This is a genomic window from Prevotella sp. khp1 (genome assembly GCF_900102205.1).
Classification (GTDB): domain Bacteria; phylum Bacteroidota; class Bacteroidia; order Bacteroidales; family Bacteroidaceae; genus Prevotella; species Prevotella ruminicola.
Window position 1 is genome coordinate 220336 of sequence record NZ_FNJZ01000001.1, and the last position, 15396, is coordinate 235731.

At 36.6% G+C, this 15396-nt stretch carries 3 protein-coding genes; all 3 read left to right on the top strand.

What is annotated here, in order from left to right; all coding sequences use genetic code 11:
• Positions 1-12 precede the first annotated feature (12 nt).
• The 3 genes from BLR73_RS00985 to BLR73_RS00995 are packed head-to-tail and all read left to right on the top strand — an operon-like array spanning position 13 to position 15394.
• Positions 13-7188, top strand: coding sequence for a sacsin N-terminal ATP-binding-like domain-containing protein (locus BLR73_RS00985; protein WP_091858049.1), 7176 nt, complete (start codon positions 13-15; stop codon positions 7186-7188).
• A complete protein-coding gene (locus tag BLR73_RS00990) occupies positions 7178-9256 on the top strand; it encodes an AAA domain-containing protein (RefSeq protein ID WP_233456438.1) in 2079 nt (692 codons plus the stop codon). Before BLR73_RS00985 ends, BLR73_RS00990 begins: the two co-directional genes overlap by 11 nt.
• A 3-nt stretch (positions 9257-9259) precedes the next feature.
• Positions 9260-15394: a DEAD/DEAH box helicase gene (locus BLR73_RS00995; protein WP_091858051.1), complete on the top strand. Its 6135-nt coding sequence runs from the start codon at positions 9260-9262 to the stop codon at positions 15392-15394.
• Positions 15395-15396 lie beyond the last annotated feature (2 nt).

Genomic DNA, 15396 nt, shown 5'->3' on the forward strand with positions numbered 1-15396 from the left:
ATATAAGCAACTATGGCAAAATATAATAGTAAACATGACCTGTTAAAGGCAACTGATGAGGACATTAAGAAGTTTTTCTATGATGCCAAATTCATGGGAATATTTGATTATTATATCCCGAATGAGCTGAAAGACAAGTTTTGTGGTAAAATTACAAACATAACAATTGATGGAGAAAATAATAGTCTCTGTCCTCAGTCATTATATGTTCCACAAAAATATAATGATTATGTCAAAGAAGGACATTGTGCGTTTACATGTTTTGTCATGTTGACTTTATTAAGGAGTGATAAACACGCATATAAACTTCAAATTGTTCGCATAAAGAATGTTGTTGTGAAAGAAGTTAAATCCTTTGATAAAACAGAGGAATCTTTTTTCAAACGCAATCTTCGTTTGCGTAATAATCAATTTATAGGTCTATTTACAGAAAATAAAGATGGAAGTTTCACCATTCGAGATATTAGACGCTCAGATTTTTCAAAACTGATACTTCAAAATGGAAAAGACCAACAGCCTATAGTATATCATCCAAAAGCAAAGAAACCTGAAGACGGGAAATACTATGAGTTTTCATGGGTACTTAATGGAGCAAATAAAGACGAATATATATATCATTTCAAGGTTGATGAAAGTAAACCTATAAAGGAAATCTCTGCTTATGAATTAATTAAACGTCTCAAGGATGATATTATGGGATATCCTGCAGGTGCTGGTCAGAAGATAGTTAAGATGCTTGATACTCTTAAGAATCAGTTGACTGCTAGCGGAAAGGAAATCTTTATTTACGAGCTGTTACAGAATGCCAATGACTATCCTTATAAAGTAAATGAATCAGTCGAGAAAGTAAATGTTGAATTCCATATCACACGTGATTCCCTTGTCTTTATGCATTCTGGAGCGGTTTTCAATGAACGTAATATAGCTGCTATATGTAGTATCAATGATAAAGAAAAGACTGATAATAAGGAAACTATTGGTTATAAAGGAATAGGTTTTAAAACAGTATTCCTTGACAATAATTACGTTTATTTGCAAACAGGTGACTTTTCTTTCCGTTTTGATAGAGAAGAATCAAGGGATATTGTGGACACTCCATGGCAGATTCTTCCAATATGGACAAATTATAACGAGTTGACTCCATCTGAAAAGTATGTCTTTACAAATGCGGATAAGCATTTTCGTGTAAAATTTGCATTGCGCCCAATAAAACAAGACACCCTTCGTGGCGATGGGCAGAACTACGTTCAGATGTTTAAGGAAGTCTTTAAAAATGAAAGAGTAATACTGTTTATTCCTAATCTTTCGTCCGTAAAAGTATTTTACAATGGGACATCTGAGGCTGATATAACTTGTAACTGTGACAATGATCATTGGCAGGTTAATCATTATCAAGATAACGTTCCTCCAGCAGTAACGGAATCAATTAACTCTGATATAGATAAACAAGAGGATAATGGAACACTTAAGATTCCAACCAAATATTATGATTTTACAAAGACAAAAGTGTCTTTTGCTTGTGAAGTTGATGGTGTAAACCTCAAGCAAGTTGAAGATACAAATCTATATTGTTATTTACCGACTAAAGCATCTTGGGGATTTAAGTTCTTAATGAACACAGACATGATACCTAACGGTGCACGAGATGACATCTTAATAGAGTTTGATGACCAGATTAATATTAATGCTGAGATTTCGGAGATTGCTGGAAAAAAATTCTTTGATTGGATAAAAGGCTTATGTGAATTAAAAAAATATAAGCTTAATTCCATATTTAGTCTTATGCCTGTTTTCGAAACATGCATTAAAGAGCATGGTAAATATAAGGGGTTAATTGAAAGATTCAGGACCGGATTTGATTCCAAGATTAAAGTGGACCCTATTATCCCTATTGCTGTAGATAACTATGCAAAGGTTTGTGATACAATCTTAGATGAGACAGGTCTGATGTCGGCAGGAATAATGTCTGATACTGAATTCACTAAGTTTACTGGACTTACTGGCTCTTTGCCAATCAATATACTTAGAACCGATAGGGAATTCAAATCATTCTTGCGAAGGTATTTAAAGCAGTTAGAATGTGAAGAGAATATATGGGATTTTGACGAATTGAAAAATATATGTTCGAATCAAGATTTCCAAAAATGGATTGGTAACCAAGAGAACAATAATAAATTCCTCTCGTTCCTTCTTAAGAAGGATAAACTCGTAGATTTTCTTGATGAAAAGATTTTTATTGCAGAAGGAAGTGGAGAGTTGCATAGTGCTAAAGAACTTTACTGTGACATTGATAAATATCTTGAAGATATTAATCCATTTGCAGATAAATTCAACTATTTGTCTTTAGCAACAAGAGCATTCTTTAAGAATGATACATCATGGGACGAAGCTATAAAAGGTGCTTTTGCGGAATTCAATTGCACAAGTTTTATCAATGATGTCCTTCTGTCGAAGGATAATATAGAAGCCACAAAGAATAAACTGAAGAATATAGGCACTTCTGTTCATTTCTACAATTTTATGGCGGCAAATGTGAAATTTAGTTCTAGTTATCAAGACCTGCCATTCTTTGATGAAAATGATAAAGTTGTAGACAATTTTAAGGACAAGTATATATTCCTTCCATCATCTAATGGTCATGATGTTTGTTCATCTCAATGGCTCAATACCATTAGTATATCTTTCTTGTCGGATAAGTATTCTGAAACAACAAGGAAATATTTTAGTAGTCATTTTGGCGTTAAAACTTTCACAGATGCTGTAATTATTAACGAAATTGTCTTGTCAGATGCACATATAGAAGAAATTGTTAATGCTACTAATAGTGACATAGACGTCAATATAAACTTTATTGAATATCTATTTACTCATAAAGATGATATTCAAGGAATAGAAATTACCAACGGAGAAGAAAAAACAGTTAACTTCAAACGTTTTACTAAATATGGCTTATTCTTTATCAACGGAAACAAAGAACAAAAATATCTTGAAGCATCAGATGAAAGTGCTTTTGTGGCCGTCAAAAAGGAATATTCAGATTATAGATGGTTTGACAAAAAATGGTTTTATTTTATTTCAGATAAATATTGCTTGTCAAAAAAACAAGCAGAGTCAAAAGAATTTGATGCTTTCCTTAAGAAATATTTTGGTCTTTCAGACATGAATGATGTAAGATTCAAAAATATAGCAAAGAACCATGTAGGTGAAATTAGCAATAATATAGCATCTGATTCTAATTTAAATCTATCATTTTGGGCTTTTTTAGCTAAATTCCAATGGACAGACAATAGTAAAGACTTCGAAGTATTCAATGTTCTTCCTGTAATGGATGTCGAAGGTAAGTTTATAACAGATATTACAAATCACACAAATCTTTATTATTTTGATAAAGAATTATCTGATATTTGCAAAAGCAGTTGGGTGACCAGTGGGCTTATCACAATCTTATCACCTCAATATGACACAATTAGTAATATAACGTCACTATTTGATTTGTTCGGTTTCAAAAAATATGAGCCACAAAAATTCGCGGCTTTTTTTGAGGATGTAATTATAAATCAAGATATACCAGAATCAATACCAACCGAAGTTTCTTCTACAGGTTATAATATAGCCTTAGATACTGAAGAGAAATGTAGAAGCTTCCATATGTTTATGTCAAAGAAATATACCTTATTGAATGATATAGATAAGGCACTCTTAAAAGGCTCTCCTGTTTATGTATTTGGCAAGGAGAAGAAGCGTAGGTTGGAAATAGGATATGGTTCTTATCTATTAGGAGAAGATAAATATAGCGTTAAGAAACAATGTTCTGCATGTCTCTTGCCAGAGATAAATGCATTAGATTCTTCATTTGTTAATGAAGAAAGTCTCCCTTACTGGAAAGATGTTATGGGATGCGTAATATTGGATGACGATATTCTATGTCAGTGGATAGAACAAAATTCAGAAACCATCAGTCAATCACTTCAAATTACTAAGCTGAACATATCATTCTGGACCTGGTTGTTTGATGCAGGTATCAGTTCGCAATCAAAAATCGGTAGGTTGAAGAATCTTCCTATTATATTATTTACAACAAGAGATGCTAATAATAAAGAAGAGAATCAGAAGATTGTTTCTTTGAGTAAGGCAGAGGTTTATATGTCCAATTCCTATATGGGGCAAGCTCAAATTGAAGATTTTGCTAGAAGTCATGGAAAGACGAACTTTGTCAGCTCATCTTATATTAGAAATAATGATAGTATTGAGGATTGGAGGCGTTTTTTTAAAAACCTTGGTGTGAAAGATGATGTTAAAGACGTTATCTATAGCATCATAATGAATGACCTCCCCACCTTGCAAGACAAGAGGTTCCCATGGGTTTTAGTTGACCAATACAGCAAAGAACTAGCAGATCCTGAGAAGTTTAAAGAACTGGTTCCAAAGTTGATTCAACTTAAAGTAGAAACAACGACTGCTGGGGTATATGTTTCAATTGCAAATGCCCTTAGAATAACGGTTGATAACTACTCTACAAAGGAACCATTCAAAATGGTTAAATTAGACGGAGAAATTTCTCGTGATTATTATGAAGATGAAAATGTAAAGAACCTCATTACTAAGATTGCAGAAGAAGCCAAAACAAAGAAGATAGCAGAACTACAACAGTGGCAGAATGCTAAGGTTAATCATTTTTTGATTCTGCAAGACACTTTATCTTATGATGATTTTAAAGATATACATTTTTCTTTTATAAAAGAATTATTTGGATATACAGAATATTTTGAAAGGAATAAGATAAAGTTGTTTGATCGAGAGTGGAAATTAACTAAATCAGAAGAATTGTATTTGGGTTCCAGATACGAGTGTAAATGTGATTTTGAGAGATTCGGAATAACTAAGACGTTTGTCAATGATGAATATTTAAAGTTGGGCAAGGCCAATGAATGCTCCAGAGTCTTGCGTTCAATTGGCTGCCAAGATCGTTTTAAAGAAAATGATATAAAATACTTAACGAACAAGAATTTCTCGATTTACTTCTGGTGTAAATATGTTGGTTCAAAAGATATAACTATTATTTCTGCCATTAATGCTTTGGTTAAAGAAGGAAAGTTTAATGATGTTGAATGTATTCCATCTGAAAGTGGAGAGATGAAAAAAGCATGTGAATTGTACTCTTCTACCTTAGCAGATTACATGAAGTACATCCCCAATTACAAAGAGAAGATAATTGACCAGAAGATGCAGTTTACAGAACCGTTAGATGAACTGTGTAAGCAGTGTATGGATAGGTTGTCTTTAGGTGATATCATACATTTCCTGATTAATTCCAAGCCTAAAAATACAAATAGGATTTATGCATTACAATGGCTTCTTGATGACAATTCTGAAGATAAAGAGACTTGGATAAATACCTATATCACTCATGATAATGCTAGATGGCTCAATGGTCAGGGAGGTCCTTCTCATGTATCTGAATTATTCGCTATTGATCCAAACAAGTGTAAGCAAGCATATGTGTTTAACTCATCGCCTAGGGTTATTGATTTGTCATATTTCCCAAGTGGTAAAGAACTAGAAGTATGTGAACAGCTTAAAATACCTGTGTTCTCTGACGATGATCTTGTTCCCAAACCTGTTACAACACCAGATGGTGGTCAGACCTTAACAGTTTCGAAAGAAATCACAAAACGTCTGCTGTTGGTTATCGCATATAGATACAGATATGACTGGTCTGATTTGTTCAGTAAAATGAAGCAAAAATTGCAAGATGTAAAATTCATGTTATGTGAATCGATAAGCTATGGTTATAAAGACTTATCGATAGATAATGAAGACTTTTATTTTGATCCAAATAATAAAACGTTCTACTATGTAGATAGTTGGCAAGACAAGAAAGTATACGAGTCTTTTGTTAGTAAGTTGTGCGCATATCTGGATATGGATCTGGATTATCGCGAGTGCAAAGGTAAACTTGATAATAACTTTAATGGCAGAAAGGTTGCCGTTTATCTAAATCAAAATTGCAAAGACCTTTATCAAGATGAAGAGTTCGTATCTGTGATAAAAGTATATTGGAGTGATATTATTGACCTTCTGGATATTAAGCCAGAGGAAAATATAGATATTGAAGAAGAAATTGAAGTTGAAGATGTTGCTGCGGGTAAGTATTATGAGGATGAGTTAAAGAACGTCCAACAAGAAGAGCAACAAGAAGAGAGTTTTGAGCCAGAATCACAGAGCAATTCTGAATTAGGAGAGAATCAGACGGGCTCTACCCATACTAATTCTCAACATACGGAATCTACAGATACTACTTCTATTAGCGAAACAAGTAGTTCAGCAGGTTCCTCACAGCCCACCAACAATGCTTCAGATAGTAACGAACCACGAAAAAGTGGAGATGACAGAAATACTTCTGAAGACAGAACAACTGAGAATAATAAATCAACAGAAAGAGTCAATTCTGAGAGTGCAAGAAGTGAAAGGAAAGAGTTTGGATCCGACTCTTCTCGCCAAAGTACTTCTAATTCTCAACGTTTAAGAAATAGCTTCAAGCCGAAAACTCCTACTAAGGAAGAAATCCAGCGACTTAAGTATCAATCATCGACCAAGACATTTACGACTAAGGATATGCAAGGCGATGAATATGAAGCTCTGAATAAAATCTTAGGAGAAGGTCTTTCTGCAGAGGAAATAGTAACAGAGAACTATCTTGCACAACTTAGATTCTGGAATAGTTTGAAGGATGAAGGATATACTCCTGTGGACTCAATATCTATGGAAGACTTTATTCGAAATAATAAAGAAGACCAAGACTACGAATTAACAAACGGAAAATATGTACACAGGTGTAGTGCAAGAGGAGGTATACTGTACGTATCTCCTTCCATTTGGAATATGGTTACTGATGATCGATGCGTAATTTGTGTATTTGTTGGTTCGAAAGTTAATGAATTCATTTATATCCGCACCAAAACGGATCTTCTTAATTGGATTGCAGAAGATGCTATCGTCATTAAACTTACTGGCTCGGAAAAGGTAGAAGCAGTTAACAAACTTTACTCTGAAGTACTAATGGATAAAGGTTCTGCTTATACTTTGATACGCTTATCATACAATGAATCATATAATTCTTTGTTCTCTGATATTGAGAATAATGATTTCAGCCAAACAGAAATAAATGATGATGATTATGGAGAATAGAATAATACAGAACTATCAGTATTTTTTTGGCGATCAGGTCAGAGAGATAGAACAGGAACAGAAAACATTGGTTAAGTCGCCTATTAGTCAGCTCGTTAAAAAAGAGGAGTTGACTTTCGGGTATGTTGACCATGTTGATGAGGCAAGAGGTCATGTTGTATTCAAGTTCCCCAAGAACAAAGCACCACGTCTAAAAGTTCTTCGTTCTCTGACTATTATTTCTAAAAATGCATGGGCAGAACTTGGACGACCTACTTCCTCATGGCAGATTACTTTCCTCGACTTCATGAAGAATACCCAATATCATTCTCCGAATTCGGAAGTGTTGCCTTTGTATTATACAAAAAGAGGGAATCCTGATTACGACTATGTGGGATGTTCTTCAATTAGCCTTTCATTGTTTGACCTATTTAAAAGGAAATGCGAGGAAGGGAAGTCTCTTACAGTCTTGTTCTTCATGCCGTTCCCACCTGTGAACTACTATAACAACTTGTCCAACTATATGGAGATGTTTCCTTCTCCAGAGTTGCTTATCGAACCAAAAATTGATTATAAAGACTGGACTCCTGAAGAGCTCTCATTTGATGAAAACCATCCGAATGCTATAGCCGAAACTATTGCTGATACCTTAAAAAACGAGCATTGTTGTGTAGTGCAAGGTCCTCCAGGAGTAGGTAAGAGTTACACGATAGCTACCATAGTTGCAAAATATTTGAATGAGGGTAAAACAGTATGTGCTACCACAATGGCCAACAAAGGACTCATTGAGTTGATTAAACAGGACCCATTGGAGGTTTTTGTTAAGCACCGTCGAGTGTCAAAGACAAATTTATCTGCTGACGAAAGAAATGCTGTGCCTGGAATTAAGCCTGCAACCAGTTCTTTAGCTATTCCTTCTGGCGAACTTCTTTGTTCAACAAATTATGTTTTATCATATGCGTTTGATAAAAAACATATTGAAGAAAATGGAACTCCGACTTATGATTTGGTAGTCATAGAAGAAGCTTCACAGGCATTCCTTACATCAATTATTGCATTTAAATCTTTAGCAAAAGATTGTTTGATAGTTGGTGATCCAATGCAGTTGCCACCAATTATTGCAAGTCCACAAAAGAACATCTACAAATCTTGGAATGTCAATACGCAAGTGGAAGGATTACAGACATTTGCTTTGGGCACAGATGTGAAGGCATACAGAATAGTAACCACATTCCGTCTGCCAGCTGCTACAGCAAAATTGACTGCACTTTTTTATGGAAATCGCTTCTGGTCTGTACAAAAGGATTGTGTTGACTTTAGTGATTGCTCAGATACATTTTTTCCTAAAGAAGGTGGTATCCTATATTACTACACGAAAGACTACACAAATGGAGTACTTTCAAATGCTTGTATTGATATAATCAGCAATATAATTGGGCAGATAGAGCATTATTATCCCACACGTTCTTTGGCCATTATCTCTCCTTTTAAGGAATCAGTTCGTCAACTTCAAAAGAGATTCTTGACAGATACGGCAATCGAAGATTTGACAGTTGAAACGATTGATAGAATTCAGGGTATGACTGTAGATTATGCTATTTTATATCTTCCTGGGCGGCATCTCGGTTTTGCTTTAGAAGAGCGAAGATTTAATGTGGCAACAAGTCGTTCAAGAACTACAACGCTCATTATTACGGATGTTCCATTAACGAATCTACCAGTTGTGTCACCACATGTATTGGCATTCCTTAATAATAGCAACCATATAGGTGAGAGTTCTTTAGTCATGTCACAGTCGGATATGTCTATAATGGAAGATATATTAGGCAAGAATGATATTAAGGCGTTATATCCAGGAATGGAAGCCATAATAGACGAATTGTTAGACAATAATATTCCTTTTAGTCATGAAGGAGATGTTGACTTGTTAGATAAGGATGGAATCGTAATTGCTACAGCAGGAATGCTGTTAAATGATTATAAGATAGCAATAGATCCTGTTGATGACGACTCTAAGCAGATTTTTGAACGAGCTGGATATAGAGTCATATCCTCAAATGAATTTAGTATTGATCTCTTAAAACAATAAGATATGTTACCACTCCAACAAGCACGCGAAGTACGTGATTCAATAATAGAGTATATTAAGGCAACCTTCAAGTTTAAGGAGAAGGATGTAAGTGATGCATTCTACCGCTTTATTGAAGATAAAGAGGAAGGATTGTTCAAGGGGCCATTTATATCGTTGAAAACTCCTTTCGTATCAGCAACTGAGGAGGAGAGTAAGAATATACCATTGGATATTGCTCCAAACTTTCCACCTTATAAGCATCAGCTGCAGGCATTTAGCCAGTTGTCTATGAAGAATGGGCATAATCCAGAGCCAACATTACTAACAACAGGTACTGGTTCAGGTAAGACGGAGTGTTTCTTATATCCAATATTAGATTATTGCTACAACTGTAATAAGTATGAGCGACAGGTAGGCGTAAAAGTGATTATCATGTACCCCATGAATGCACTTGCCAGCGATCAGGCAAAACGTCTGGCTGAGACTATATGGAACGATGAACGCTTAAAAGGAAAGGTAACTGCAGGCCTTTTTGTAGGTGAAGGTACTGATCCGAAGGATTATCCCAGAGACATGGGCGAAGACCATATCATTGAGAATCGTGATGCCATTTTAGACACCGTACCAGATATTCTTCTCACAAACTTTAAAATGCTTGACTATGGTCTGATGCGACAAAGGTTCCGTTTCTTATGGAAAGGTAACATTGATACAGATTATAAAGCACTTAAGTTTATTGTTCTTGACGAGTTGCATACCTATGATGGAGCCCAGGGTACTGATGTGGCCAACCTTATACGGCGTTTGAAGCTAAAGCTCAATATGCCAAAGGGCGTGTTGTGTCCTATAGGTACCTCTGCTACTATAGGTAACGGTGCAGATAGTAAGAAACGACTCTGTGAATATGCTACAGATGTTTTTGGAGAGACTTTCAAAGAAGAGAATGTTATTGAAGAACATCGTATCCCAGTAGAACAGTATATAACAGTAACGAACAATAACCTACCAGACGTAAAACTTATAAAGAGTTGTGAGTTTGGTGCTAATGATACTGTTGACAGTTATATGAAACGCCTATGCAAGGTATGGCTAAAGGATTCATCAATATCTCCAGTTGATGCAGGAACATATCTTCGCAGTATGGATATCGTCAAATCATTGTTGGTAATATTGAGTTCAGGAATACTATCACTTGACGATATACATAAGAGGCTGATTGACCAAGATAATAATTATCGTAGGCTTTATCTTCAGGAAGGCGAGAAGGTATGCATCATTACGTTGGAAAATCTTCTGGCATTGATTGCTTATGCCAAACGTCCACTTAATAATACGAGCAAACAAATTCCACTTCTTTATCTCCAGGTTCAGCTGTGGCAGCGCGAATTGAGTGGTATCTTACGATATTTCCAGAAGGAGCCTGAATTCGTCTGGCGTTATAGTTTAAAGAAGGATGAAGACCGAATAGCACTGCCTATGTATTTCTGTCGTGAGTGCGGAGCAAGCGGATGGATTTCCAGAAGACTGGCAACTGATGACAGGTATTGCTCTGACATAACGACCATCAACAAGGCTTTCATGAATCGTGAAAAGGAGGTTATGCTCCTTAATATTGAATCGAAAAAGCATGAGGCCATAGATGAATATGTGAATGACAATGCGATTAACGTTACTCATCATGTATTCATGAAGGATTTACGCGAAGCAAGCGTAAGTGATAGTGATACACTAAGAGTACGCGTGTGCAGCAAGACTACGTCGACAAGAGGTGGCAATCAGCGATTTGCATCAAATTGCCCAGAGTGTAATAGCGACTCGATTTGCCAGATAGGCGGTAGAACATCAACATTGTCGAGCGTGGCCATTAGTCAGGTATTGTCAAGTGATTTTGACCATGCGGATGAAAAAGATAGAAAGATTCTGGTTTTCAATAACAGTGTTCAAGATGCTGCACATCAAGCAGGTTTCTACGAAGCAAGAACCTTCCGTTTCTTGTTCCGTCAGTCAATGCAGCAATACATTAACACGTTGGAACATCCTGTAAATGTGGCAGAGTTGCAACAAGGCTTTAAAGATTATTGGAAAGCAAAATTGACTGAGGAAGATTATTATAACCGTTTTCTTCCAGCAGACTTGGCTTCTCACGTAGATTTGAGGCACAATTATCGAGAAGGAAATAGCTTTATGCAATCTTTCAAAAAGGAGTTTGATGTCCGTGTAGATTGGGAAATCATAAGTGAGTTTGGTCTGACTTCTCAATTAGGTCGTACTTTGGAGAAAACAGGTTCGTCTGCAACCTTCTTCAAAAGCGAAGATATACATAAGGTGTATGACTTGATGAAAGATTTCCTGATGGAGAACAACCTCAGTTATGTTGCCGAAAATGAAAGTTCTTTCTGTCACTATGTGTATGGTATACTTCAGAGAATGAGACAACATGGCGCGGTAGACCATCAATATCTCGATAAGTATAGAAAAGAGGCGCTAACTTTGTGGGCTCTAAACTGGAATAGAGACGGCCGCCACTTCTTAAATAGAGCATTTGGAGGCGGCATTAGGTTCCCGAAACTTATTGGTGTCAATTTCCAAGGCTCCAATGACGATATGCTTGACATCGTGGTTCTAAGAAGAGAAAAGCCCAATTGGTACACAAACTACTTCTGGAGAAATTTCAACTGGCCCATTGAGAAGAATATGACTCTTTTCAACGACTTTATCAGAATGCTTTTCATTAAGATGGAGGAAGTTGGGCTAGTGAACAGGGCTCCTGAAGGAGGTGGCAATTATGTTATTAATCCTGATCATATTTGGGTAAGCAAACAGGTAAAGCATATTAAATGTAGTAACTGCCAGTCGACACTATATGTGGCTAAAAATGACGTGATTGCAGAAGATACACCTTGTCTAGATTATAAATGTGCGGGAACATATTCTGAGGAAATCAATCCAGAACTGAATTACTACCAGCAGGTATATAACAGAGCGCTATCTCCTCGTGTATATGCACGTGAGCACACTGGTTTGTTGGAACGTAGCGATAGGGAAAAGTTGGAGAAAGACTTTAAAGAGCATCCTCATTCCAACTCTGTAAACGTTCTAACAGCCACTTCAACACTCGAAATGGGTATAGATATTGGCGATTTGAATGTGATGGGCAACGCAAATGTTCCACCTAAACCAAGTAACTTCCTTCAGAGAGTTGGACGAGCTGGACGTAAAGAAGGAGCTGCCCTTGTGCTGAACTACGCTCATTCTGGTGAGCCACATGATATGTATTATTTTACGTATCCAGATGAGATGATGGAAGGCGAAGTGAATACTCCAGGTTGTTTCCTTGAAGCAAAAGATATACTTCGTCGTCATTTCTTTGCATACTGTATTGATACATGGATTAGTGCAAGTACGGACAATACACTGCCTTCGTATGTGAGAGACCTGAAACTTACGGAGGACGCTTTGGCACTTGATAGTTTCGTCATCAATCAAATCATTGCATTTATTAAGAACAACAAGAATACCTTAAAATCGCGGTTTGCAGAGCAATATGATGAGAAGACTCAACCAACGATAAAGATTCTTGCAGACTCTCTGGATAATGAATCTTTCTATCAGATTATTATCAAGGAATTCCATTCTTTGGCAGACAGATTGTATGGGTTGGGGCAGGAGATGAATGAATATAAGGAACAGGAAGAGAAACTACAGCCCAATGATCCTGCGAAGGAAGCCATAAAGGATTTGATAAAGGCATGCAAGAAACAGTATGCGAGCATTCAAGGCCAGAGTCTTATTGAGTTTATGACTAACTGCGGCCTGTTGCCAAACTATGCTTTTCCTGAGACGGGAGTAAAACTTCAAGCCAGTGTTTATTCGTCACAAGAAAAAGAAGATAAGAAGAATAATGTAGCAGAACCAAGTGTTATAGAACTAACAAGGTCTGCCTCGCAAGGTATTAAGGAACTGGCGCCTGGTAATAAGTTCTGTACCCAGAAACTTCAGTTAGAGGTTAGTGGTATACCTACTTTTGATTGGAAAGACAATCTCACCTCTATGAGATATTGTTCTAAGTGTGATTGCCTGGCAGAAAAAGGAACACCAGATTATTCACAAGCATCATGTCCGAAATGTGGTGACCCTTCATGGGGCGTTAACCAACACCATTTCTTGAAGTTCACAAACGCAAGGAGTGCTATGTATAAGGTTGATGCTGTACTTGATGACTCAAACGAAGAACGTACAAAAGAACAGTTCATCGTAAAGAAACACTTTATGTTCCACCATAAGGGGGTTGTTTCATCCTACGCCATGAAAGGCATAGGATTCGGTATTGAATTCTGTAACAACATGGATTTGTATGAAGCCAACTACGGTATGCAGATGCAGTCAGGAGCTAAAGTGGAAATTAACAATGAGAGTATCATACCTGAAAACGGCTTTGTAACTTGCAAGTACTGCGGTAAGTCTACACCAATTCTATCTAAAACGAATAGGGATCATCAACCTGTAGAACAGCACTACAGATTCTGTAACCATAAACAGATTAGCTTTGCTGATGATAGAAATGGCGAGGTATTTGAGCAGCTCTATTTGTATCGCCATATGCAGACAGAGGCAATCAAGATTCTTTTGCCAGTACAGATATTAGATGCAAAATCAGCTGTCGAGATGTTTAGGGCAGGTATTGAACTTGGTATGAAAGAATACTACCATTCATCTCCTGAACATATCAGAATAGATTCGTATACTGAAGCGAATCTGGCTACAGGAAAGAAAGATTACTATCTTGTGATGTATGATACTATCCCTGGTGGAACTGGATATTTGGCGAAGCTGTATAATACAGATGCATTCACAGAACTGCTGCAAAATGCATACAATAGAATAAAAGAATGCACATGCCAGCATGAAGGTAAAGATGGATGTTATCATTGTATACTTACATATGGCAACCAATATTCTCGCGATTCGTTTAGCAGAGAACAGGCTGAAATATTATTTGAACGACTGGTTGATAATACCAAAACATGGGAACGTATTGATGGTTCTGTTGGTACTATTGCACAAAATGGTGCAGCTGAAGATAGTGAACTTGAACTGAAGTTTGTTAGTGCAATGCGAACGCTGTCAAAGAATAAAGACTGGTCGTTCGAGAAGGTGCCTGATGAAGATTCATACCATTACGAGTTGGTAGTAATGGATGAAAGTTCAGAAACGGAGATCAGATATAATATTAAACCACAGTTTGAATTGACTGTTGCATATGGGGTTAAGCATACCACTATCCCTGATTTCCAGATCATGTGTACCCGTGCGAAGATTGACGGAATTGAAATCGAAGATTTGATAAACATTCCTTGGTGGTCAGTATATTTGGATGGCTACCAATATCATGCCTGTACGCCTAATATGAGATTCTATAGCGATTGGGAAAAACGTGAGGGCATCAAACAGGCAAAGCCACAGCGCATGTTCTCTTGGACATTGACGTGGGAAGATATTCTGTTGTTCGAATCTGAAAAAGATGATGAACTGGGATTCAATTCTGTTACTCGATTAGGGAAATTCCTAGAAAACCCGCAGCTAGGAAATATCAAGGAAACTTGTTTCTGGTGTATATACGATACGTCAGAATTCCTAACAAGTGGAGGGGCGTTATATGAAGGTTCTGTTTCTCAGGACGCATCATGTGAGGATAGGCTCACTGACAGCTCAACAGATGAGGAAGTGGATAAAGTATATAGTGACGCAATCAGCTACGACCTTCTGATACACAAGGGATTAAGTGTATTGGATAAAGAAGAATGGGTTAAATTCTGGAGAAGATACAATCTGATTCAATTCTTCTCTAATACTCAAGAAACTCCTCAAGAAGAGGTTGTTGCTTCGATTGTGAACCGAGACGAAGTCAAGGAACTCTATCCCGGAATGGAAGATATTGTTGATATATTAATAGACAACAATATTCCCTTCAGCTATGATGGTATTTTTGAGCTCACAGACGAAAACGATGAAGTTATCGCAAGTGCTGCTATGATTATTGATAATCCGAAGATTGCCATCGATCCCTATAGTGAAGATGATAAAGAAACATTCGAACAGAAGGGATATAAGGTTATTAAACAGGAAGAATTTAGTATTGACATAATAAGATTATAAAT

Excerpts from the sequence above, each read along its gene's own strand:
- BLR73_RS00985 (WP_091858049.1), top strand. The coding sequence starts at position 13 with ATGGCAAAATATAATAGTAAACATGACCTGTTAAAGGCAACTGATGAG.
- BLR73_RS00990 (WP_233456438.1), top strand. The coding sequence starts at position 7,178 with ATGGAGAATAGAATAATACAGAACTATCAGTATTTTTTTGGCGATCAG.
- BLR73_RS00995 (WP_091858051.1), top strand. The coding sequence starts at position 9,260 with ATGTTACCACTCCAACAAGCACGCGAAGTACGTGATTCAATAATAGAG.